33 protein-coding genes and 2 tRNA genes are annotated in these 19,759 nt (G+C 34.6%); 34 read left to right on the top strand and 1 reads right to left on the bottom strand.

Translation table 11 applies throughout. From position 1 onward, the window contains the following. Positions 1-113: 113 nt before the first annotated feature. Complete coding sequence (locus tag AAGD79_RS04460) at positions 114-608, bottom strand: hypothetical protein (protein WP_010962761.1); 495 nt, start codon at positions 606-608, stop codon at positions 114-116. Between the two features lie 205 nt (positions 609-813). Between AAGD79_RS04460 and carA the strand changes: the two genes are divergently transcribed. The 34 genes from carA (at position 814) to greA (ending at position 19,759) form a co-directional block, all read left to right on the top strand. Further along, positions 814-2,013 carry a glutamine-hydrolyzing carbamoyl-phosphate synthase small subunit gene (carA, locus tag AAGD79_RS04455; protein ID WP_341811185.1) on the top strand — a complete coding sequence of 400 codons (1,200 nt, stop codon included), beginning with the start codon at positions 814-816 and terminating at the stop codon, positions 2,011-2,013. A gap of 114 nt (positions 2,014-2,127) precedes the next feature. Continuing rightward, positions 2,128-2,210 (top strand) — tRNA-Tyr (locus AAGD79_RS04450). 4 nt (positions 2,211-2,214) lie between these two features. Continuing rightward, a tRNA-Gly gene (locus AAGD79_RS04445) sits at positions 2,215-2,285 on the top strand. Positions 2,286-2,363: 78 nt separating this feature from the next. Further along, positions 2,364-3,536, top strand: a complete 1,173-nt coding sequence (gene tuf, locus AAGD79_RS04440) for an elongation factor Tu (protein ID WP_341811184.1) — start codon at positions 2,364-2,366, stop codon at positions 3,534-3,536. A gap of 14 nt (positions 3,537-3,550) precedes the next feature. After that, positions 3,551-3,871 (top strand): 30S ribosomal protein S10, encoded by a 321-nt coding sequence (gene rpsJ, locus AAGD79_RS04435; RefSeq protein WP_012673184.1) that lies wholly within the window; start codon positions 3,551-3,553, stop codon positions 3,869-3,871. A gap of 9 nt (positions 3,872-3,880) precedes the next feature. After that, positions 3,881-4,603 (top strand): 50S ribosomal protein L3, encoded by a 723-nt coding sequence (rplC, locus tag AAGD79_RS04430; RefSeq protein WP_006279218.1) that lies wholly within the window; start codon positions 3,881-3,883, stop codon positions 4,601-4,603. A 2-nt stretch (positions 4,604-4,605) separates the two neighbouring features. Then, positions 4,606-5,220: a 50S ribosomal protein L4 gene (gene rplD / locus AAGD79_RS04425; protein ID WP_012673183.1), complete on the top strand. Its 615-nt coding sequence runs from the start codon at positions 4,606-4,608 to the stop codon at positions 5,218-5,220. After that, positions 5,217-5,504, top strand: a complete 288-nt coding sequence (locus tag AAGD79_RS04420; protein WP_341811183.1) for a 50S ribosomal protein L23 — start codon at positions 5,217-5,219, stop codon at positions 5,502-5,504. Before rplD ends, AAGD79_RS04420 begins: the two co-directional genes overlap by 4 nt. Before the next feature lies 1 nt (position 5,505). Beyond that, the gene (gene rplB / locus AAGD79_RS04415; protein ID WP_015589143.1) at positions 5,506-6,330 is read left to right on the top strand and encodes a 50S ribosomal protein L2; all 825 of its coding nucleotides are present in this window, start codon (positions 5,506-5,508) and stop codon (positions 6,328-6,330) included. A gap of 3 nt (positions 6,331-6,333) precedes the next feature. Further along, on the top strand, positions 6,334-6,618 hold the full coding sequence (rpsS, locus tag AAGD79_RS04410) for a 30S ribosomal protein S19 (protein ID WP_006279181.1): 285 nt from the start codon (positions 6,334-6,336) through the stop codon (positions 6,616-6,618). A gap of 5 nt (positions 6,619-6,623) precedes the next feature. Beyond that, complete coding sequence (rplV, locus tag AAGD79_RS04405; RefSeq protein WP_341811182.1) at positions 6,624-6,971, top strand: 50S ribosomal protein L22; 348 nt, start codon at positions 6,624-6,626, stop codon at positions 6,969-6,971. 39 nt (positions 6,972-7,010) lie between these two features. Continuing rightward, positions 7,011-7,625 (top strand): 30S ribosomal protein S3, encoded by a 615-nt coding sequence (rpsC, locus tag AAGD79_RS04400; RefSeq protein ID WP_010962753.1) that lies wholly within the window; start codon positions 7,011-7,013, stop codon positions 7,623-7,625. Between the two features lie 14 nt (positions 7,626-7,639). After that, a complete protein-coding gene (gene rplP, locus AAGD79_RS04395; protein WP_010962752.1) occupies positions 7,640-8,053 on the top strand; it encodes a 50S ribosomal protein L16 in 414 nt (137 codons plus the stop codon). An 11-nt stretch (positions 8,054-8,064) separates the two neighbouring features. Next, the gene (rpmC, locus tag AAGD79_RS04390; protein ID WP_006279350.1) at positions 8,065-8,268 is read left to right on the top strand and encodes a 50S ribosomal protein L29; all 204 of its coding nucleotides are present in this window, start codon (positions 8,065-8,067) and stop codon (positions 8,266-8,268) included. Further along, positions 8,261-8,497 (top strand): 30S ribosomal protein S17, encoded by a 237-nt coding sequence (rpsQ, locus tag AAGD79_RS04385; RefSeq protein ID WP_182320424.1) that lies wholly within the window; start codon positions 8,261-8,263, stop codon positions 8,495-8,497. Before rpmC ends, rpsQ begins: the two co-directional genes overlap by 8 nt. Positions 8,498-8,510: 13 nt before the next feature. Beyond that, a complete protein-coding gene (gene rplN, locus AAGD79_RS04380) occupies positions 8,511-8,870 on the top strand; it encodes a 50S ribosomal protein L14 (protein ID WP_006279348.1) in 360 nt (119 codons plus the stop codon). Beyond that, positions 8,870-9,187, top strand: a complete 318-nt coding sequence (gene rplX / locus AAGD79_RS04375) for a 50S ribosomal protein L24 (protein WP_006279347.1) — start codon at positions 8,870-8,872, stop codon at positions 9,185-9,187. Before rplN ends, rplX begins: the two co-directional genes overlap by 1 nt. A 6-nt stretch (positions 9,188-9,193) precedes the next feature. Beyond that, positions 9,194-9,727, top strand: a complete 534-nt coding sequence (rplE, locus tag AAGD79_RS04370; RefSeq protein ID WP_010962750.1) for a 50S ribosomal protein L5 — start codon at positions 9,194-9,196, stop codon at positions 9,725-9,727. A 16-nt stretch (positions 9,728-9,743) separates the two neighbouring features. Next, entirely contained in the window at positions 9,744-10,052 is a 309-nt protein-coding gene (gene rpsN, locus AAGD79_RS04365) for a 30S ribosomal protein S14 (protein ID WP_006279345.1), read from the top strand. A 21-nt stretch (positions 10,053-10,073) separates the two neighbouring features. Beyond that, positions 10,074-10,469 (top strand): 30S ribosomal protein S8, encoded by a 396-nt coding sequence (gene rpsH, locus AAGD79_RS04360; RefSeq protein WP_007551150.1) that lies wholly within the window; start codon positions 10,074-10,076, stop codon positions 10,467-10,469. Positions 10,470-10,485: 16 nt separating this feature from the next. Then, entirely contained in the window at positions 10,486-11,031 is a 546-nt protein-coding gene (gene rplF, locus AAGD79_RS04355) for a 50S ribosomal protein L6 (RefSeq protein ID WP_007551152.1), read from the top strand. Positions 11,032-11,036: 5 nt separating this feature from the next. Continuing rightward, positions 11,037-11,408, top strand: a complete 372-nt coding sequence (gene rplR / locus AAGD79_RS04350) for a 50S ribosomal protein L18 (protein WP_341811181.1) — start codon at positions 11,037-11,039, stop codon at positions 11,406-11,408. A gap of 12 nt (positions 11,409-11,420) precedes the next feature. Further along, positions 11,421-11,933 carry a 30S ribosomal protein S5 gene (gene rpsE / locus AAGD79_RS04345; protein ID WP_010962748.1) on the top strand — a complete coding sequence of 171 codons (513 nt, stop codon included), beginning with the start codon at positions 11,421-11,423 and terminating at the stop codon, positions 11,931-11,933. 3 nt (positions 11,934-11,936) lie between these two features. Then, complete coding sequence (gene rplO / locus AAGD79_RS04340; protein ID WP_341811180.1) at positions 11,937-12,407, top strand: 50S ribosomal protein L15; 471 nt, start codon at positions 11,937-11,939, stop codon at positions 12,405-12,407. Between the two features lie 3 nt (positions 12,408-12,410). After that, positions 12,411-13,739: a preprotein translocase subunit SecY gene (secY, locus tag AAGD79_RS04335; RefSeq protein WP_341811179.1), complete on the top strand. Its 1,329-nt coding sequence runs from the start codon at positions 12,411-12,413 to the stop codon at positions 13,737-13,739. Then, positions 13,736-14,377, top strand: a complete 642-nt coding sequence (locus tag AAGD79_RS04330) for an adenylate kinase family protein (RefSeq protein WP_007550178.1) — start codon at positions 13,736-13,738, stop codon at positions 14,375-14,377. Before secY ends, AAGD79_RS04330 begins: the two co-directional genes overlap by 4 nt. Before the next feature lie 59 nt (positions 14,378-14,436). Beyond that, positions 14,437-14,805: a 30S ribosomal protein S13 gene (gene rpsM / locus AAGD79_RS04325; RefSeq protein ID WP_341811178.1), complete on the top strand. Its 369-nt coding sequence runs from the start codon at positions 14,437-14,439 to the stop codon at positions 14,803-14,805. A 24-nt stretch (positions 14,806-14,829) separates the two neighbouring features. Next, positions 14,830-15,216, top strand: a complete 387-nt coding sequence (gene rpsK, locus AAGD79_RS04320; protein ID WP_015589137.1) for a 30S ribosomal protein S11 — start codon at positions 14,830-14,832, stop codon at positions 15,214-15,216. Between the two features lie 21 nt (positions 15,217-15,237). Continuing rightward, a complete protein-coding gene (locus tag AAGD79_RS04315; protein WP_012673178.1) occupies positions 15,238-16,305 on the top strand; it encodes a DNA-directed RNA polymerase subunit alpha in 1,068 nt (355 codons plus the stop codon). Between the two features lie 7 nt (positions 16,306-16,312). Further along, positions 16,313-16,741, top strand: coding sequence for a 50S ribosomal protein L17 (gene rplQ, locus AAGD79_RS04310; RefSeq protein WP_007550873.1), 429 nt, complete (start codon positions 16,313-16,315; stop codon positions 16,739-16,741). Positions 16,742-16,764: 23 nt separating this feature from the next. Next, positions 16,765-17,115, top strand: a complete 351-nt coding sequence (locus AAGD79_RS04305; RefSeq protein WP_012673177.1) for a YraN family protein — start codon at positions 16,765-16,767, stop codon at positions 17,113-17,115. 41 nt (positions 17,116-17,156) lie between these two features. After that, positions 17,157-17,717, top strand: a complete 561-nt coding sequence (gene atpH / locus AAGD79_RS04300) for an ATP synthase F1 subunit delta (protein WP_010962742.1) — start codon at positions 17,157-17,159, stop codon at positions 17,715-17,717. Further along, entirely contained in the window at positions 17,714-19,255 is a 1,542-nt protein-coding gene (gene atpA, locus AAGD79_RS04295) for a F0F1 ATP synthase subunit alpha (protein WP_012673176.1), read from the top strand. Before atpH ends, atpA begins: the two co-directional genes overlap by 4 nt. 9 nt (positions 19,256-19,264) lie before the next feature. Further along, positions 19,265-19,759 carry a transcription elongation factor GreA gene (gene greA / locus AAGD79_RS04290; protein WP_007549342.1) on the top strand — a complete coding sequence of 165 codons (495 nt, stop codon included), beginning with the start codon at positions 19,265-19,267 and terminating at the stop codon, positions 19,757-19,759.

Genomic DNA, 19,759 nt, shown 5'->3' with positions numbered 1-19,759 from the left:
CTTCAATATTTGCGATGCCCCTGAACAGATACAATTATTCTATTATCAGGAGGATGCCATTAATCGCTTTATATAATGCTACTTGTAACACTTATGCCCTGAACGGAGACAGTTTAGGCTGTTATGCCTGGCGGCTTTGTTGGAATAAGTTTTTCAACACTGCTAACAATAAAATTGATTGTATCGTCAGCTACCTTATCGAATTTATCATTTATCTCTTTTCCTATTTCTTGATTTTTAACATATTCGTGTAGAGCTAAAGCAGTTATAGCTGCACATGCTGCAATTAAGCCAGTTTGTGCTATAATGAATAGTGATAATCCTCCTACGAATATAGATGTTAATCCAATAGCCAGGTTTATAATTTTACTTTGTGTTGTTTGTTGCGTCGCTTGGCTTTGATCTGCCTGTTTATCCTCTAAAGCATTCGATATTGTTTTTAAGGCAACTTTTATCGCTATTGCTGCAACTGAAACCATAATTAGCCCTATAGCTATTTTTGCTAAAAGAAGAATCGACGGTAGCATCATTACAAATAATAGCGCGCCAATTCCTCCAGCTAACCACTTCTCATTTATTTTTTTTGATTGATTTGTACCAGTGTTCATTATTACCCTCCACTTTACTTATGATTTACCTATATCTAATACGAAATATGAAGGTAGTCAACTATATATTTTATATGAAAGATTGTATTAAAAGTTTTTCATGTTATTTTTTGCTGCTTCGTGGTTAAATTTGGAATTTTAGAAAGAGTTACGTATTATTTGAAATTCTTGTATACTGTTTTGAATCAGTTAAATAGATAATGAAGTGCAGGACGCAGTTTTAATTTTACAAGATGGCAAGTGCTTTTGGGGAAAATCAGTAGGTAAAAAAGGCAAGTGCATAGGCGAGGTTTGTTTTACCACTGGTATGACCGGTTATCAGCATACTATAACTGATCCTTCTTTTGCCGATCAAATTATAACGTTCACTTTTCCTCATATTGGTAACATTGGAATAAACCATAAAGATAATGAAGGAAAGAAAATTTTTGCAAGTGGTGTGGTTATGCGTGAACTTTCTTCTATGTCCCACCCTTCTTCATATATCAGTTTAAATGATTGGTTAGAGAAAAATAACGTGATTGGGATATCAGGAGTTGATACTAGAGCTTTAACAAGACATTTGAGAGAACATGGATCTCAAAATGGAATGATATGCTCATCGAGTAAGGCGCATGCATTAGACAAATTGAAGGAATACAAACCTGTAAATGGGATAGAAATAACTAATAAGGTTAGTTTAAATAACAGTTTTGAAAATAATAGACTAGCGGAGCACTTTGTCATCCAAGTAGCTGACTACTCGGATCCAGCAAAAAATATATGGATTCCAGTGTCACGCACTGGAATGACATCAGATAGAGCTATTGACCTTGATGCAAAATATAGGATTGTAATCGTTGATTTTGGCGTAAAAATCAGTATAGTTTCACGCTTAATAGAACTTGGTTGTACAGTTGAATTAATCAGACCAAGCACAGGTTTTGCTCAAAAAGTGTTGAGTATGAATCCAGATGGTATAGTGCTTTCAAATGGTCCTGGTGATCCGCAAGAAATAGGAGAAAGTGTAGTTTCAGAAATAGACATTATTATAAAATCTAAAATACCAATTTTTGGCATATGCATGGGCCATCAATTACTTGCGATTACTTTGGGGGCAAAGACCATCAAGATGGATATAGGTCACCGAGGGAGTAACCATCCAGTTTATGATGTAATTAGTGGAAAAGTTGAGATCACTAGCCAAAATCATGGTTTTGTTGTTGATTCAGCTTCTCTTCCAAGTAATGTTGAAATTACTCACATTTCTCTATTTGATAATAGTGTAGAGGGAATAATGATGAAGGATTACCTAGTCTTTTCTGTGCAATATCATCCAGAAGAAGCGCCAGGTACCCATGATTCGCATTATTTGTTTAGGCGTTTTATTGGCAATATTGTGTTATATAAAATGAAATCTGCATGATTTTAATCAGGGTAGGTTTTATTGCTTGATTTTTTAATTTTAGGCGTTTAGTATTAAATACAATAAGAGCTTAAGTTAAGATGCTAAAATAGTATTCTCTTAACAAATTTTTGCGGAGGAGTGACCGAGTGGTTAAAGGTAACAGACTGTAAATCTGTCCGCGTGAGCGTACGTAGGTTCGAATCCTACCTCCTCCATTGTGCGGGTATAGCTCAATGGTAGAGCTCTAGCCTTCCAAGCTAGTGACGTGGGTTCGATTCCCACTATCCGCTCTTTTTTTTGTTGTATTTTTATAAAATCAACATATTATTTATTGATGTATTTGTATTTTAGGTAGAAAAGTTTAAATTATGACAGCAATAGTGGAAGCATTTGGAAAGCCGCATGTAAATGTGGGAACAATAGGACATGTGGATCATGGGAAGACGACGTTAACAGCGGCGATAACGAAGCATTATGGAAATTTTGTAGCGTACGATCAGATAGATAAAGCGCCAGAAGAAAGGAAGAGGGGGATAACGATAGCAACAGCGCATGTTGAGTATCAGACGGAAAAAAGGCATTATGCACACGTTGATTGTCCTGGACACGCTGACTATGTAAAGAACATGATAGTAGGTGCAGCACAGATGGATGCGGCGATATTGGTAGTGTCAGGGGTTGATGGGCCAATGCCACAAACGAGAGAGCATATATTACTGGCGAAGCAGGTAGGTGTTGGATATATCGTGGTGTATATAAATAAAGCTGATGTTGCTGATGCTGATATGATAGATTTAGTAGAAATGGAAGTGAGGGAATTGCTGAGTAAATACGGATTTCCAGGGGATGAAGTGCCTGTGGTGGTTGGTTCAGCACTCAAGGCGCTGGAGGATGACAGCAGCGAATATGGAAAGAAATCAATAGACAAATTGATGGAAAAGTTAGATGAATATGTGGCGGTTCCACCAAGGCCTGTGGATTTACCATTTTTACTGCCAATCGAAGATGTATTTTCGATATCGGGGCGAGGAACAGTGGTAACAGGAAGAATAGAGAAGGGAGAGATAAAGACGGGAGAAGAGATAGAGATAATAGGTTTAAAAGCAACACAAAAGACAATATGTACAGGTGTTGAGATGTTTAAGAAGTTGCTAGAGAAGGGGAGTGCAGGGCTCAATGTAGGAATATTGCTGAGAGGAACAAAAAGAGAAGAAGTGGAGAGGGGGCAAGTATTAGCAAAACCGGGGACGATAACACCGCATAGAAAGTTTAAGGCGGAGGTTTATATATTAAAGAAAGAGGAAGGAGGAAGGCATACACCATTTTTTGCGAATTACCAGCCACAGTTTTATTTAAGGACAACGGATGTAACTGGGAGCATAAAATTGCTAGATGGGAAGGAGATGGTAATGCCAGGAGATAATGTGAGTGTAGAAGTAGAATTGCAAGTACCGATAGCAATGGATAAGGGATTGCGTTTTGCGATAAGAGAAGGCGGTAGAACTGTTGGTTCTGGTGTTGTTTCTGAAATTTTGGAGTGAGTGTAGTAACTAAGATGAAGCAAGATATATATATTAACATTAAGGCTTTCGATTGTTCTTTATTGGAGGAGTGTGTTCGAAAATTTGTTGATGAATTAAAGCGGTCCAGTGCAAAATTATCTGGTCCGATTGCGTTGCCAAGGAAAGATTCTAAATTTATTGTTAATAGATCTCCTCACGTTGATAAAAAATCTCGTGAACAGTTTGAAATGAGAACTTCTAGGCGTTTGATTGTTTTACATGATCTTACTCCTACTATGATGCAGATGCTTACAGGTTTATCTTTTTCTGCTGGCGTAGAAGTGGATTTAAAAGTCAAGGAAGTTAAGGTTTAGGAGAAGGAAATGAAGAGAATAAATTCGCTGAGGAGAATTGGTTTACTAATGATGAATATTGGTCATACTGCTATGTATTCTGACAATAGTCGCATGGCTGTAACTTTATTGCATCTCAGCGAAACTTATATTATTGATATAAAAGGACAAGATAAATGTGGCTATAATTCAGTCATTTTAGGCACAGGAGATTTTAAAAATATAGCAAAACCTCAGTTGGAATATTTAAAGAAAAAGGGTATAAATAATAAATGTAAGTTATACGAAAGTAGATTAAATGACCTGTCGGGAATAGAATGTGGTAAAAAAGTGGGAATCAATCATTTTGTGGTTGGTCAATATCTTGATATTACGGGTTATTCTATAGGTAAAGGATTTGCTGGTGTGATGAAGCGGCATAATTTCAGTGGGCTTAGGGCATCTCATGGTGTTTCTATTGCTCACAGATCACAAGGTTCCACTGGCCAATGTCAGGATCCTGGTAGAGTATTCAAAGGAAAGAAAATGGCTGGTCATTTAGGTAACAGCAGGATAACTGCACAAAATATGAAGATATTATCCATTGATCATGAAAATAGTATAATTGCTGTGAAGGGTAATAATGTTCCTGGGTTTAAAAATTCCTATGTTTTTGTAAGAGATGCAGTTAAAAAATCTTTACATAAAGATGTTCCTTTTCCGGTAGGTTTACTGTTAGATGTAAATGATGATGCTAGTAATTTGGTAAGTTAGTTATGGAATGTAATTTAGTTAATCTATCTAATGATAATGTAGGTACTGCTCAGCTCAATCCTTTGATATTTTCTGCTAAGCAAAAATTGAGTATTTTGCATGATATAGTGAGATGGCAATTAGCGAAGAGAAGAGCTGGTACTCATAAAACAAAAGGTATTAGTGATGTCTCTGGTACAACAGCTAAACCTTATGGTCAAAAACGTACCGGTAGGGCAAGACAAGGGAGCTTGCGATCTCCTCAATTTAGAGGTGGTGGGATTATTTTTGGCCCTGTTGTGAGGAGTCATACTTATTCTCTTAATAAGAAGGTACGCAAATTTGGTTTAAAAATTGCTTTATCTCTAAAGTATTTAAATAATCAAGTAATTATTCTGGATAATTTAAATATTGATGTGAAGAAAACGTCTGAAATGTGTAAATGTATTAAAAATTTTAAATTTTCTTCCTTTTTGATAGTTGGTGATTATGGAGATGATTTGTTGCGTGCGGCTAAAAACTTGCACTATGTAGACTTAATCAAACCTATTGGGTTAAATGTTTTTGATATATTGAATCACGAATGCGTGATGTTGACAAAGGATACTTTAAAGCATCTTGAAGGTAGATTGTTATGATCAAATATAATAATATAATAAAATCTCCTATAATTACAGAAAAGGCCTCTTTTTTGAGGGAGAAGTTTAATAAATATTCTTTGTATGTTTTTGTAAATGTAAATAAGCGTCAAATAAAGTTGGCAATAGAGTCTCTATTTGATGTTAAAATTTCTTCTATAAATGTTGTTAGAATTAAGCCTAAATATAGGCGTTTTAGGGGTGTGATTGGTTGTAAAAAACAGAAAAAGAAAGTTTATTTTTCTTTGATGGATGGTCAAAAATTAGATATAATGAGCGTTTAGTATGGGTATGAAATTTTTTAATCCTGTTACTCCGTCTTCTCGTGGGACTGTGTTAGTAAGTAAAGTTGGTTTATCAAAAGATGAGCCAGAAAAGTCTCTTACATCCGGTAAAAAGTCCAGTGGTGGAAGAAATAATCATGGTAGAATTACAACTCGTCATAGGGGTGGTGGTCACAAAAAGAAGTATAGAGTGATAGATTTTAAGCGTAATAGAAGTGGTCAAGGTATAGTTGAAAAAATAGAGTATGACCCAAATAGAAGTGGGTTTTTGGCGTTAATATCATATAAGGAAGATGATATTAAGTCTTATATATTAGCTCCTCAAGGTATGAAACCAGGTGATGTTGTTACAGCTGGGAATGATGCTGATATTTTGCCAGGGAATTGTTTACTACTCAAGCATATACCTGTTGGTTCTTTCGTTCATAATGTTGAGCTGAAGCCAGGTAATGGTGCTGCGATTGCTAGAGCTGCTGGTTGTTATGCACAAATCGTTGGTCGTGATGGCCAATATGTTTTATTACGACTCAGGTCTGGTCAAATTAGGTTGATTTTATCTTCTTGCAAGGCTACTATTGGTGTAGTATCTAACCCTGACCATAAGAATAGAAAGTTGGGTAAAGCTGGGAGAAGTAGGTGGCTTGGGATTAGACCTACTGTACGTGGAGTTGCAATGAATCCGGTTGACCATCCTCATGGAGGCGGGGAAGGAAAAACCTCTGGTGGTCGTCATCCTGTTACTCCTTGGGGTGTTGCAACAAAAGGAAAGAAAACTCGAAGGAGAAATAAATCTAGTGATAAGTATATAAAACAATTGAAAGGTTAGTTTATGAGTAGATCTGCATGGAAGCCTCCTTTTTGTCATCCTTCTATATTAAAGTCGGTGAATAATGCTTTAAACAAGGGGTTTGTTAACATGGCTATAAAAGTTCATTCCAGGGCTTCTGTAATTCTTCCTAATTGTTTAGGTTTAAAGTTTGCTGTTTATAATGGTAAGGATTACATTCCTGTGAATGTTAATGATCAGAATATGATAGGTCATAAGTTTGGTGAGTTTTCACCCACTCGTAAATTTACTGGGCATAGTGGTGATAAAAAGGCGACAAGAAGGTAATTGATATGAAAAACAGAGATGTAATAGTTAAAGCTGGTTCTAGGGTTTTAAAATCAACTCCTCGTAAATTGAATTTGGTTGCTGGTTTAGTACGTAATAAAAAAGTTTCTTTTGCCACTGTGCAATTAAGATTTTGTGAAAAGAAAGCTGCAGGTCTTATAAGGAAGGTATTAAATTCTGCGATTGCTAATGCTCAAAATTATGGATTGGATATCGATAATTTATATATAAAAGAAATTTTAATAGGTAAGTCTCTTACTTTGCGTAGGGTATGTCCAAAAGCTATGGGTAGAGCTAATAGAGTTAGTAAACGTTATAGTAATATAACTGTAAGATTGGGGGAAATTATATGATTCATAAAAATAGAAAATTAATAAGGAAAGTGCAAAAATATGGGAAACGTTAATCCTAAAGGATTTAGGTTAAAAATAATTAATACTTGGTCATCTATTTGGTATGCTGAGAAGGGTTATAAACAAGGGTTGCATCAAGATTTATCTATTCGCAGTTATATAAATGAATCTTTTAAGCATGCTGGTGTTTCTAAAGTAATTATAGAGCGTACGATCGATTTGGTATCTGTAATAATACATTCTTCTAGACCTGGAGTGATAATAGGTAAGAAAGGCTCGGATATTGAGAAGATAAAGCAAAAGATAGCTGAAAAAGTAAAAAATAATGTGGAAGTGAATGTAGTAGGGGTTAAAAGGTCTGAAATAGATGCAGTTTTAATATCAAACAGCATTGCACAGCAGTTAGAAAAAAGGGTTTCATTTAGAAGAGCGATGAAAAAAGCTATTCAAAGTTGTTTGAGGATGGGTGCTAGAGGTATTAAAGTAAGTTGTTCTGGGCGCCTTGGCGGAGCTGAGATAGCTCGTACTGAGTGGTATAAAGAAGGCCGTTTGCCTTTGCATACTTTACGTGCTAATATAGATTATGCTTTTGCTGAAGCAAAAACTATATATGGCATCATAGGAGTTAAGGTCTGGGTTTATATTGGTAACTAATTAGGTATATTGAAATGTTTATTCCTAAAAAAAGTAAATATAAAAAAGTATTTAAAGGACGAATTAAGGGTAACACGAAAGGTGGTAGCACATTATCTTTTGGAGATTATGGTCTAAAGGCTATGGAAGCAGGTAGGATTCAATCTAAGCATATTGAAACTGCAAGGCGTGTAATATCTAGAACATTAAAACGCTCTGGTAAAGTGTGGATAAGAATTTTTCCTGATACCCCTGTTAGTAAAAAGCCGGCGGATGTGCGTATGGGTAAAGGGAAAGGTAGTGTTGAGTTTTGGGTATTTAAAGCTAAGCCCGGTAGAATGTTGTTTGAAATTAGCAGTGATGTTCCCATGCATTTAGCAAGATTGGCGCTTGAAAAGGCAACTGCTAAGCTTCCTATGAAGTGTAAATTTGTATCTAATCATAATTAAATGGAGTTGCAATGGATATAGCTGACATTGAATCGAGGTCCTCGCAAGAATTGCATGAAATTCTTGTGAATTTGAGAAAAGAGTTTGTTAATTTGGTTTTTCAAAAGAAGCTGGGCCAGTGCAACAATATTTCGCGTTTTAGCTTAATAAGAAAGAGCATAGCTCGTATTTTAACTACATTAAATAAAAGAAGAAGAGAGGAAAAGAATGCCTAAAAAGGTTTTTTGTGGTACTGTAACTAAGGCTAAGTGTGATAAGACTGTAAAGGTTTCGGTATTACAAGTGTATAAGGATGAGCTGTATAAAAAGGTTATAAAAAAATACAAGAAGTATACAGCACATGATGAGAATAATAGTTGTAAAGAAGGGGACAAGGTTTTAATACAAGAACACAAGCCTATTTCTACTACTAAAAAATGGGTTGTTGTTAATAGCTCACATTGAATAGGATATTTATATGATTCAAAAAAATACATTGTTGGAAGTAGCTGATAATTCTGGCGCGCGTGCAGTGCTTTGTATTGGTTTATTGGGTGGTAGAAAGTCTGCATCTATAGGTGACACAGTTATTGTATCTACTAAATCTATTACTCCAAGAGGGAAAGTTGAGAAGGGAAAAGTATATAGAGCAGTTGTGGTGAGGGTGAAAAGCCCTATTAGAAAATCTGATGGTTCTGTAATTCGTTTTTCTAGCAATGCTGTAGTTTTGATTAACGATCAAGGTGAACCACTTGGCACTCGGGTGTTTGGTCCGGTAAAAAAGTTATCATCTGGTTCTTTTATGAAGATAATGTCATTAGCTGTTGAGGTTTTATAATGAGTGCTAAAATAAAAAGTGGTGACGACGTTATAGTTTTAACTGGTAAAGATAAGGGAAAAATTGGTAAGGTAATCAAAGTTATAGCACGTGATGCTAAAAAGAAAGTAATTGTTTCTGGAGTGAATGTGCATAAGAGACATACTAAACCAAAAGCTGGTAGTAGTGGTGGTATATTAAATAAAGAGTTAGCTATTGATATATCCAACGTTGCAACATTGGACCCTAAATATAAAACTCCAACTAGAGTGGGGTTTAAGGTTATAGACGGTAGAAAAGTGCGTTTTGCAAAAGTTTCTGGAGAAGTGATAGATTAGGTTGATATGTTTAAAGAATTGTATAAAGATAGCATAGTAAAGTCCTTGAAAGATAAGTTTAATTACGGCAATATAATGCAAGTGCCTAAACTTGTCAAGGTGTGTATCAATATGGGCGTTGGAGATGCTGCTACAGATAGTAAAGCAATAAATGAACCACTTGATAGCCTATATTTGATTGCTGGGCAGAAGCCTTTATCAACTTTTGCAAAAAAATCTATTTCTGGCTTCAAGATCAGAAAAGGTGCTACAGTAGGTTGCAAAGTAACTTTGCGTAGAGATAAAATGTATGAGTTTTTAGAAAGATTGATATATATTGCTTTGCCAAGGGAAAAAGATTTTAGAGGATTTAGTGTGAAGCAATTTGACGGTAATGGTAATTTTTCCTTTGGTATAAAGGAACATATCTCGTTTTTAGAAATAGACTATGATAAAATAAGTAAAATTAGAGGTATGGATATTAATATTATAACAAGTGCAGTTAGTGATAAGGAAGCAAAGGAATTATTACTGGCTCTTAAATTTCCTTTTTTTGATTAATTGAGAGGAGAAATATATGGCAAAAAAATCTATGATAGAAAGAAATCTTCGCAGAATAAAGTTGTGCGATCAATATAAAGAAAAAAGAGAAAAATTGAAATCTATAATAAATAATAAGAATTTGTCTATTGTAGAAAGGTTTACAGCTCAAAATAAATTAATTAAAAAATTGCCTAGAAATTCTTCTAAAACCAAAATTAGAAATAGGTGTGCTTTAACTGGGAGACCAAGAGGAGTATATAGAAAATTTGGTTTATGTAGAATTGTTTTGCGTGATTTATGTTCTTTTGGGCAAATTCCAGGAGTTACAAAGTCTAGTTGGTAAATATAATATAAGGAGTATATTGTGGCGTTATCTGATAGTATTGGTGATTTTTTAACAAGGATACGTAATGCTCAATTGGCAATGCATAGGGCAACAAGGGTACTATTTTCTAAGATGAATTCTTCTATATTGGAGATTTTAAAAGAGGAAGGGTATATCCTTGATTATGAAAAGCAAGTTGTAGATAATTTACCTTCTTTCATTGTAAAATTGAAGTATTATGAGAAGTCACCTGTAATTAGTGACATAGTTAGGGTGTCAAAGCCTGGTTGTCGTCGTTATTCTAAGTATAAGGACATTTCTAAAGCATATAATGGTCTTGGTATTTTTATTATATCGACACCCAAAGGAGTGATGACTGATTATAATGCACATAAGTTAAAGGTTGGTGGAGAAGTTTTGTGTCGTGTGTTTTAAATAATAGGAGAAATTCATGTCTCGTATAGGTGCTGCTCCTATCAATATTCCTGCTGGTGTTTCAGTTGAATATAATAATGGTAGTATGTTAATAAAGAGTGCTAAGGCTGAAAAGGAAGTTAGCTTGATCAGGGATGTTGTGTGTCAGATTATTGATAATCAGCTATTGCTTTCTGTTGATCAAGATAAAGATAATTATGATAAAATAAAGCCTATGTGGGGCACTTATAGGAGTAATATTAATAATATCATTAACGGCATGGTTGATGGTTTTTCTGTTAATCTTGAGATTAACGGTGTGGGATATAAGGCAGAGTGTGATGGTAAGTATTTGACTTTATATCTTGGTTATAGCCATAATGTTAAATATAAAGTGCCTAAAGATGTTGAGATTAAGTGCATAAAGCCAACTCACTTAGTAGTTAGTGGTATGGATAAGCAGAAGGTCTATATGGTGGCGTCTGATATATGCAAAATTAGAAAATATGATCCTTATAAAGGTAAGGGTGTTGTAATAAAAGGCAAATTTATGCTGCGTAAGGTTGTAAGTAAAAAGAAGTAATAAAAATGAAAAGATCGTATAATTTTTTAAGTAATTCTGAAAAAAGGAAGTTACGTAATAGAGTGAAGCTTGACAAGAGCGCTGAACGTTTACGTATATCCATATTTAAATCTAATAGGCATTTTTATGTCCAGTTAATTAATGATGTAAAAGGAATAACTCTCACTTCAGCTTCTACTTTGGATGCTAAAATTAAGGATGTATGTAAAGGGAAAGTCAACGCTGAAACTATAAAACAGGTTTCTTCTTTAATGGTTGAGCGTCTGTCTGGCATGAAATTAGAGCAGCAGCTTACGTTTGATCGTGGAGCGTATAAATACACAGGATTAGTTTCTCAATTTGCTGAGGCTTTAAGAAGTTCTGGATTTGAATTTTAGAAGGTTTTGAATATGGCTATAAAGAATTTACAAAATAATAATGATTTATCAGAGCTTTTAGTTTCGGTACGAAGAGTGACAACGGTTACCAAAGGTGGTAGAAGATTTTCATTTTCAATTTTGGTTGTTGTTGGCGATGAGAAGGGTAGGGTAGGGTGTGGAATAGGTAAGCACGCAGAAGTTGCTGAAGCAAGAGTCAAAGCTGTAAATGCTGCAAAGAAATCAATGATTAGAGTGTACTTGCGTGAAGGTAGAACTTTGCATCATGATATTAAAGCTAAATTTTGTTCTGGTGAGATAGTTTTAAGAACCGCAAGAGCCGGAACAGGTATTATTGCTGGTGGAGCGATTAGATCAGTTTTTGAGGTGTTAGGTATAAAGGATGTGGTAGCTAAATCCACTAGATCAAATAATCCTCATAACGTTATATGTGCGGTGTTTAAGGCTTTTGATAGTATGTTATCTCCTCGTCAGGTAGCAAGCAAAAGAGGCAAAAAGATTAGCGAGATAGTTGGAAACAGGTAAAGTATGAATAATGCTGTAAAATTAAACTCTATATTTACTAAATTATCTAAGAAAAAGAAGCCTAAGTTGCTGGGTAGAGGTATCGGTTGTGGTAAAGGTAAAACATCCGGTAGAGGGCATAAAGGGCAGAAGGCTAGAAGTGGAGTTTCTATAAATGGTTTTGAGGGTGGACAACAGTCTATATATACTCGTTTGCCTAAAAGAGGTTTTAAGCCTATACGTAGGAGCATATACTCTATAATTAATGTTGGCGATATACAGCGCTTAATGGAAGCTAAAAAAATAGTGGAAGACTCTGTTATAGATAAGGAGAGGCTGTATAAATTAGGTTTTATAAAGTCTATTAAGGATAAAATTAAACTTCTTAATAAAGGTAAGTTGAGCGAAAAATTTGTGTTTCATGTTGATTTTGCGTCAGAAGCTGCAAAAAAATCTGTAGCTTCAGTTGGTGGTAGTGTGGAAATACTATCGTAAGTCATGGGCAATAAATCAGCATTTAATAGCTTGGATCCTACGTTGTTATATAAAGGCGATTTATTAAAGCGTATATTTTTTACGCTAATAGCTTTAATTTGCTATCGCTTGGGTACTTATGTGCCTATTCCTGGAATTAATCTTGATGTAATTAATGATATATTTCCCAAAGATGGCTCAGGCGTTTTTGGAGTATTTAATTTATTTTCTGGTGGTGCATTGGCTAGAATGACAATTCTAGCATTGAACGTTATGCCATATATAATGGCTTCTATCATTATTCAGTTACTTTCTTCTGCGATTAAAGAAATGAAGGAAGTTAAGAATGATGGAGAGTCAGGCCGTAGAAAGATGAATTCTTATATACGCTATCTGACCATAGTAATTTGTGTATTTCAATCAATTCCAATTTTGGTTGGATTGGAAGGGATGAATAGGGAAGGGGTATTGGTTGTAATCGAACCTGGTGTTATGTTTCGTACAATAGGTGTTTTCAGCCTTTTAGGTGGAACTATGCTTTTAATATGGCTTGGTGAACGAATCAGCGCTAGCGGTATAGGCAATGGTATCTCATTAATCATTTTCACGGGTATAATATCAGAGTTACACAGCGCTTTGTCATCTTTGTTAACGTTAAATAAAAACGGTAGCGTATCGTTATTTATTATCCTTTTTGTTTTGGTATTGTTTTTTTTGCTGCTACTCTTAGTCATTTTTGTAGAGTCTTCTTATAGAAAGGTTATTGTTCAACATCCTAAAAAGCAATTTAAAAGATTACATAATGACGATTTTACTTATATTCCATTGAAGATTAATTTATCTGGTGTAGTACCAACCATTTTTGCTAATGCAATTTTATTGACACCTATTTCAATTGCAAATTTCTATAAGGGGCACGCTTTTTCTGATTTTATTTTGAATTACTTTATGGCAAATAAAGTAGTATATATTGTAGCCTATTTGGTGCTGATAGTATTTTTTAATTTTTTCTATACCAATTTTATATTTAATCCAGAGGAAAACGCAGATTTTCTTAAAAAAAATGGTGGTTTTATACCTGGTAGAAGGCCTGGGAAACATACTTCTGATTACCTTCAAGATATAGTTTTTAAGTTGACATTCATTGGCTCTGCGTATTTGGTAGTCATATGTACTGTACCTGAAGTTATGAGATATTATTATGATATACCATTTATTTTTGGTGGGACGAGCTTACTGATTATAGTGAACGTTATTACTGATACTATTATGCAAATACAATCTTATATTTTTTCAAATAGGTACGACAACTGGATAAAGAAATATGAGTCTAAAACGAGGAAAGTAAGATGATCATTACGATTTTTGGTCCTCCAGGTTCTGGTAAAGGTACTCAGTCAAGCTTGTTAATAGCAAAATATAATTTAAAATTAATTTCAGTAGGGGATTTATTAAGGAATATTATATCTAGCAGTAGTGAGTTAGGTAAAAAAATAAAGGGTACCGTGGAATCTGGTAATTTAATTCAAGATGAAATTATATGTGGATTATTACGTGACCAGCTTGCATTAGTGGATGATAATTGCTTATTAGATGGTTTTCCGAGAAATTTAAACCAGGCTCATTTTTTGACTCAAGTTTTGCAAGAAAAATATAATAGGGATGTTGACATTGTAGTTGAGCTGCAGCTTGACGATAATATTGCAATCGATAGGTTAAAAAATCGTCTCGCGTGTTTGGACTGTAAAAGCATATATAGTGTATCTTCTTTTAAGAGTACTACTTGTGCTAAATGTAAAAGTACGAGGTTAGAGAAAAGAATTGATGATGCTGATATGTCTGCAATTAATAAGAGAATAAGTGAATATCACCTTCAAATGAAAGGTTTACGCGAGTATTATAAAGGCAAATTATTAACAATTGACGCTAATTTGAGTGTTGATGAGGTAACGCAAGAGATTGAAAGTAAAATTTCTTGTAATTTGGTTTGACTCTGAGTTGTTTTATGGTATAAATTAAGAGTTGTTATTAATAAAGTATCGAGGTACCAGTGGCACGTATTGCAGGCATAAATATTCAAGTGAGGAAATGTGTTCCTTTTGCATTAACTTATATATATGGTATAGGTATTGCTACTGCGAATGTAATTTGTCACGCTTGCGAAGTTGATAAGCGCAAACGTGTTTCAGAATTACGAGATGAAGATATAGAAAAGATCAGCGGTTTCATTAGACAAAATTATGTTATAGAAGGTGAGCTCAGAAAAGAAGTGGCTATGAACATAAAATCTTTAGTGGAAATGGGATGCTATAGAGGGGTGAGACATAGAAAAGGTTTACCTGTGAGAGGGCAAAGGACTCATACTAATGCTAAGACTCGTAAAGGTAGATCTCGGTTGCCTATTGCTGGGAAAAAATAAAATTTATTATTATTGTGAGTTTTAATGAAAAAAGTCAAAACGGTTAGTAAGAGTAAGAAGGAGTTTATTACTGGTGTTGTCCATATTCGTGCAACTTTTAATAATACTTTTGTAAATGTAACTGATGTTCATGGTAATACGCTATGTCAAACTTCTGTGGGTGCATGTGGTTTTTCAGGTTCGAGAAAATCCACACCTTATGCTGCAGGTAAGGCTGCGGAGTCTGCTGCGAAGAACGCAATGGAGAGATTTGGTATGAAGGTTGTCTCTGTAATAATTCGCGGTCCTGGCTTTGGTACCGAAGCTGCGGTTAAAGCACTTCAGAGCTGTGGGTTGACTGTGACTTCAATTGCAGATAAAACCGCAATTCCTCATAATGGGTGCAGGTTAAGAAAAAAAAGAAGAGTATAGGATATTTGAAAAGGTTGTTTTATGTATTATAATAATGATGTTTCTCTCTGTAGCAATTTAGATAAATTGATTAAACCTAGTTCAGTTAAGGTAATATCAGATGATTCAAGTGAAAAAAGTGATATAGTGCTAGAACCGTTGGAAAGTGGTTTTGCTTTAACATTAGGTAATGCATTAAGACGTGTAATGTTATCTTCTCTTAAAGGTAGTGCTGTTTATGGAATAAAAATTGAAGGTGTAACTCATGAGTTCACTTCAATTCAAGGGGTGAGAGAAGACGTAACTGATATAGTATTAAATATGGGTATGTTGAGGTGTAAATTAAATGGTGCTTCTAATAAATGCTTAAATTTAAACGCTAAAGGGCCTTGCCAGGTATTAGCTGGGATGATAGAAACTGATGATCAATGCTCTATTGTTAATAAAGATTTGTTAATATGTACGCTGGGGCAAAATGTGGAGCTTAACATGACCATATATGTGGCTAGCGGAAAAGGTTATCTTCCTGTAACTAAATATAAAGAAAATGAACTTTTGAAGCTTATGAGTGAACAGGATTTAATTGGTTTTATTCCAGTTAATGCTTTGTATAGCCCTGTCAACAGGGTTTCGTACAGGGTAGAGAACAGTCGTGTTGGCCAAGTGACTGATAAGGATAAGCTGATATTGTCAATTGAAACTGATGGTACAATTTCTCCGAGTCAAGCTGTTGACTCTGCTGCAAGAATATTACAGGAGCAACTTCAGCCCTTTATTAGTTCTGATGTAAGTTATAAAAAATCGCAGGTTTCTTCGTCTAGTGGTGCTAAAGATTTGGGTTATGACCCTGTCTTATTGCGTAAGGTAGATGAAATGGAATTATCTGTCAGGTCTCATAACTGTCTGAAAAACGAAAACATCACTTATATAGGTGATCTTGTGCAAAAGACAGAAGGTGAAATGTTAAGAACTGCTAATTTTGGCAGAAAGTCTTTGAATGAGATTAAGGCAGTTTTGACTAATTTTGGCTTGTCTTTGGGTATGAATGTGCTAAACTGGCCACCTAAGGATATAGATGAGTTGGCTAAACAACATACTGATGAAGATTAGGTGATATATGAAACATGGAATAAAAAAACGTAAACTATCTCGTTGTACTGAACATAGATTATCGACGTTAAAGAATCTATCTATCTCATTAATTAACCATGAGCAGATTGTAACTACTTTACCAAAAGCTAAGGAACTTCGTCCATATGTCGAAAAGTTTATTACAATTGCTAAGAATAAGAATACTTTACATGGTAGAAGACTTTTGCTTTCACGCCTTCATAATAGTAAGTTAGCAGTTGATAAGTTATTAAACGTCTTAGCCAGCCGTTATCAAGATCGTAAAGGTGGGTATTCTAGAATAATAAAATTTAGCACTCGAAAGGGTGATTGCGCTTCAATGGCAGTGATAGAACTGGTTGATAGGGATATTGCAGCAAGAGGTAAGGTTTATAGTAAAAATAAAGAAGGAGGCAAAGTAGTTACACAAAGTTAATTGTTATCATAATTGTTCTTCTTGTGGTAAGTAGGTTACGCTACTTTGTAGGTTACTTTGGCGAGTTATTAGTTTTAGTATATTTAAAACTGAAATGGTATAATGTTATAAAACGCCGTTACCGTTGTAAGTTCGGTGAAATTGACTTAATTGTATCTAAAAAAAAGGAGCTGATTTTTATAGAAGTTAAAACAAGTTTACTTGGAAAAGAAATACCGATATCTCATCTTCAATGTCAGTCTATTATAAATTCTTCTAAGTATTTCTTAAGTAAAAACCTTAGTTTTTTAGATTATTCAGTCAGATATGATTTATATTTTCTTTCCTTAAAGAGAAGACCTGTTTATATAAAAAATGCTTGGATTGAAGAATGAAAGATTTGTAGCTGAATTAATTTAGATTTACTGGATTTAATATGAAAAAGACCCAATACAATAATTTAGTTTCATCTTACGCTAGAGTGCTATTTCATGTCTCAGGAAGCAGGTTAGGTATTATAAGGAAAGAAGTAGAATTTTTGTTGGCTTTTTTTAAGGATCAACGTGATGTTTTTGTGTACCTATCTCATCCTATGATTTCTTTTGCACACAAAAAAGAAGTGATGCTTTCTATAAATGAGCACTTGAGTGAGAATTTAGTAAAATTTATTATGGTTATATTTGCAAATAAACGCTCTAGTTTATTGATCCTTATATTAGAAAAATTCTTAAGTCTTGCAAGAGAAAATGAAAATGAATTCGAAATTACTATAAAGTCAGCAGAAACTTTAAAGGAATCTGATATAAAAATAATTACTGAATCTTTGAGCTTTCTTGGTAAAATAATAAAAGTAAGCAATGTGGTTGACCCTTCTATACTAGGTGGCTTCGTAGTTAGGTATGGTTTTAATTTGATCGATGCTTCGCTAAAAAGTTACTTGGATAGGTTAGTTGACTTAAGTAAAATGGAAATATTAAAAGTAAGGAATTTTGTATGAAGAACAGTATGAATGTTTCTGAGATAGCAAGTATAATAAGAGAAAAGGTTGAGACGTTTGATAATCCTATAAAGCGGGAAAATATAGGTGAAGTAATTTCAGTAACAGATGGTATCGCATTGGTTTATGGGCTGGAAAAAGCAAAATTCGGTGAAAAGGTATTTTTTGCAAGTGGTGTAGAAGGAATAGTTCTCGATTTAGATCATGATACGGCTGGAATAGTTGTGCTTGGTAATGACCGTGATGTGAAAGAAGGGGACGTTGTAAAATGTAGTGGTGATGTTGTGCAGGTGCCTGTAGGGCATGAATTGTTAGGGAGAGTTGTAAATGCGTTGGGCCATCCTATGGACGACGGTGGGGAAATTAGAGCCAAAAACAGAATGGATATAGAATCTAAAGCGCCAGGCATTATTGATCGTAAGTCTGTGCATGAGCCACTGCAAACAGGAATTAAAATTATAGATTTGCTAATTCCAATAGGTAGAGGGCAGCGTGAATTAATTATTGGTGATAGACAAATTGGTAAAACTACTATTGCGCTTGATACTATTATCAATCAGAAGAAGATTAACGATGAGGTAAACGAAAATCAAAAAGTTTACTGTGTTTATGTTGCTATTGGGCAAAAAATTTCAACAGTAGCAAAAGTGGTAAATAAGCTGAAAGAAAGCGGAGCATTAGAGTATACAACTGTAGTTGTGGCTAGTGCATCTGACTGCGCGCCTATGCAATTTTTAGCACCTTATGCTGGTTGCACTATTGGGGAATTTTTCCGTGACAATGGAATGCATTGTTTGATTATATATGATGATTTATCTAAGCATGCTGTGGCATATAGGCAGATGTCTTTATTGCTCAGACGTCCTCCTGGTCGTGAAGCTTACCCTGGAGATATATTCTATGTACATTCTCGCTTGCTTGAAAGAGCTGCTAAAATGTCTGATAAAAAAGGGCAGGGTTCTTTAACTGCTTTGCCAATTGTCGAAACTCAAGCTGGTGATGTATCTGCATATGTGCCAACAAATGTTATTTCAATTACCGATGGGCAGATCTTTCTTGAGTCTGAATTATTTTATAAAGGATTTCGACCTGCAGTAAATATAGGTTTGTCAGTTTCACGGGTTGGTTCTGCTGCACAACTAAAGTCTGTGAAGAAAGTTGCTGGTTCTATAAAGCTAAGCTTAGCTCAGTATAGAGAATTAGAAGATTTTGCAAAATTTGGTTCTGATCTTGATGCTAGTGTTCAATTATCCTTGAATAAGGGTAAATATCTTGTCGAGTTATTAAAGCAAAAACAACATTTACCTATGTCAATAGAAGAGCAAGTAGTGCTGATGTATATTTTTTCTAACCTATATAATCAGTTAAGTAAAATACAAATAAGTTACATTAATAAATTTGAACATGATCTTATTAATTATTTTCATACTGTACACCCTGGGGTTTTAAAAAAGTTGTCAAATGACATGAGTGATGATATAAAAGGTGATATTTTTAACATTGTGAGTAATTTCGTTACTCAATTTAATTGCGTTTAGGTGGTGATTATGGCTTCATCCATTATTAATAAATTTCCTATGACGAGGGAAGGTTTTGAGAATATGCAAGCCGAACTTGAAAAATTAAAGGAAGAAAAACCTTCTGTGATACAGGCTATTTCTGATGCTCGTGATCAAGGTGATTTGTCTGAAAACGCAGAGTATCATGCAGCACGGGAAAGGTTAGGTTTTATTGAAGGCCGTATAATGGAGATAGAAAGTAAGCTCTCACATGCGGAAGTAATAGAAGTAAAAAATTTGTCTGGTGATTCAGTAATGTTTGGTGCAACTGTGACATTAAGCATGTTAAGTGATAATAACGGTGAAGTGGAATATGTTTATAAGGTTGTAGGCGAATATGAAGCTGATGTTTCAAAGCAGTTAATATCTACTAGTTCACCACTTGGGAGTGCCTTAATCGGCAAAAAAGTCGGTGAATATGTGGAAGTGACAGTGCCAAATGGAGAGAAATTGTATAAAATAGTTAAGATTGAATTTAAGTAA

The sequence above is a fragment of the Wolbachia endosymbiont (group A) of Oxytorus armatus genome (assembly GCF_964027005.1).
Taxonomy (GTDB): Bacteria; Pseudomonadota; Alphaproteobacteria; order Rickettsiales; family Anaplasmataceae; genus Wolbachia; species Wolbachia pipientis.
The sequence above is the reverse complement of the archived record's forward strand: the minus strand, read 5'-3'. Positions and strand labels throughout refer to the sequence as shown.

What these genes read in the sequence shown, in the direction of transcription:
- AAGD79_RS04460 (WP_010962761.1), bottom strand. Translation starts at nt 608, where the DNA reads ATGAACACTGGTACAAATCAATCAAAAAAAATAAATGAGAAGTGGTTA.
- tuf (WP_341811184.1), top strand. Translation starts at nt 2,364, where the DNA reads ATGACAGCAATAGTGGAAGCATTTGGAAAGCCGCATGTAAATGTGGGA.
- rpsJ (WP_012673184.1), top strand. Translation starts at nt 3,551, where the DNA reads ATGAAGCAAGATATATATATTAACATTAAGGCTTTCGATTGTTCTTTA.
- rplC (WP_006279218.1), top strand. Translation starts at nt 3,881, where the DNA reads ATGAAGAGAATAAATTCGCTGAGGAGAATTGGTTTACTAATGATGAAT.
- rplD (WP_012673183.1), top strand. Translation starts at nt 4,606, where the DNA reads ATGGAATGTAATTTAGTTAATCTATCTAATGATAATGTAGGTACTGCT.
- AAGD79_RS04420 (WP_341811183.1), top strand. Translation starts at nt 5,217, where the DNA reads ATGATCAAATATAATAATATAATAAAATCTCCTATAATTACAGAAAAG.
- rplB (WP_015589143.1), top strand. Translation starts at nt 5,506, where the DNA reads ATGGGTATGAAATTTTTTAATCCTGTTACTCCGTCTTCTCGTGGGACT.
- rpsS (WP_006279181.1), top strand. Translation starts at nt 6,334, where the DNA reads ATGAGTAGATCTGCATGGAAGCCTCCTTTTTGTCATCCTTCTATATTA.
- rplV (WP_341811182.1), top strand. Translation starts at nt 6,624, where the DNA reads ATGAAAAACAGAGATGTAATAGTTAAAGCTGGTTCTAGGGTTTTAAAA.
- rpsC (WP_010962753.1), top strand. Translation starts at nt 7,011, where the DNA reads ATGGGAAACGTTAATCCTAAAGGATTTAGGTTAAAAATAATTAATACT.
- rplP (WP_010962752.1), top strand. Translation starts at nt 7,640, where the DNA reads ATGTTTATTCCTAAAAAAAGTAAATATAAAAAAGTATTTAAAGGACGA.
- rpmC (WP_006279350.1), top strand. Translation starts at nt 8,065, where the DNA reads ATGGATATAGCTGACATTGAATCGAGGTCCTCGCAAGAATTGCATGAA.
- rpsQ (WP_182320424.1), top strand. Translation starts at nt 8,261, where the DNA reads ATGCCTAAAAAGGTTTTTTGTGGTACTGTAACTAAGGCTAAGTGTGAT.
- rplN (WP_006279348.1), top strand. Translation starts at nt 8,511, where the DNA reads ATGATTCAAAAAAATACATTGTTGGAAGTAGCTGATAATTCTGGCGCG.
- rplX (WP_006279347.1), top strand. Translation starts at nt 8,870, where the DNA reads ATGAGTGCTAAAATAAAAAGTGGTGACGACGTTATAGTTTTAACTGGT.
- rplE (WP_010962750.1), top strand. Translation starts at nt 9,194, where the DNA reads ATGTTTAAAGAATTGTATAAAGATAGCATAGTAAAGTCCTTGAAAGAT.
- rpsN (WP_006279345.1), top strand. Translation starts at nt 9,744, where the DNA reads ATGGCAAAAAAATCTATGATAGAAAGAAATCTTCGCAGAATAAAGTTG.
- rplF (WP_007551152.1), top strand. Translation starts at nt 10,486, where the DNA reads ATGTCTCGTATAGGTGCTGCTCCTATCAATATTCCTGCTGGTGTTTCA.
- rplR (WP_341811181.1), top strand. Translation starts at nt 11,037, where the DNA reads ATGAAAAGATCGTATAATTTTTTAAGTAATTCTGAAAAAAGGAAGTTA.
- rpsE (WP_010962748.1), top strand. Translation starts at nt 11,421, where the DNA reads ATGGCTATAAAGAATTTACAAAATAATAATGATTTATCAGAGCTTTTA.
- rplO (WP_341811180.1), top strand. Translation starts at nt 11,937, where the DNA reads ATGAATAATGCTGTAAAATTAAACTCTATATTTACTAAATTATCTAAG.
- secY (WP_341811179.1), top strand. Translation starts at nt 12,411, where the DNA reads ATGGGCAATAAATCAGCATTTAATAGCTTGGATCCTACGTTGTTATAT.
- AAGD79_RS04330 (WP_007550178.1), top strand. Translation starts at nt 13,736, where the DNA reads ATGATCATTACGATTTTTGGTCCTCCAGGTTCTGGTAAAGGTACTCAG.
- rpsK (WP_015589137.1), top strand. Translation starts at nt 14,830, where the DNA reads ATGAAAAAAGTCAAAACGGTTAGTAAGAGTAAGAAGGAGTTTATTACT.
- AAGD79_RS04315 (WP_012673178.1), top strand. Translation starts at nt 15,238, where the DNA reads ATGTATTATAATAATGATGTTTCTCTCTGTAGCAATTTAGATAAATTG.
- rplQ (WP_007550873.1), top strand. Translation starts at nt 16,313, where the DNA reads ATGAAACATGGAATAAAAAAACGTAAACTATCTCGTTGTACTGAACAT.
- atpH (WP_010962742.1), top strand. Translation starts at nt 17,157, where the DNA reads ATGAAAAAGACCCAATACAATAATTTAGTTTCATCTTACGCTAGAGTG.
- atpA (WP_012673176.1), top strand. Translation starts at nt 17,714, where the DNA reads ATGAAGAACAGTATGAATGTTTCTGAGATAGCAAGTATAATAAGAGAA.
- greA (WP_007549342.1), top strand. Translation starts at nt 19,265, where the DNA reads ATGGCTTCATCCATTATTAATAAATTTCCTATGACGAGGGAAGGTTTT.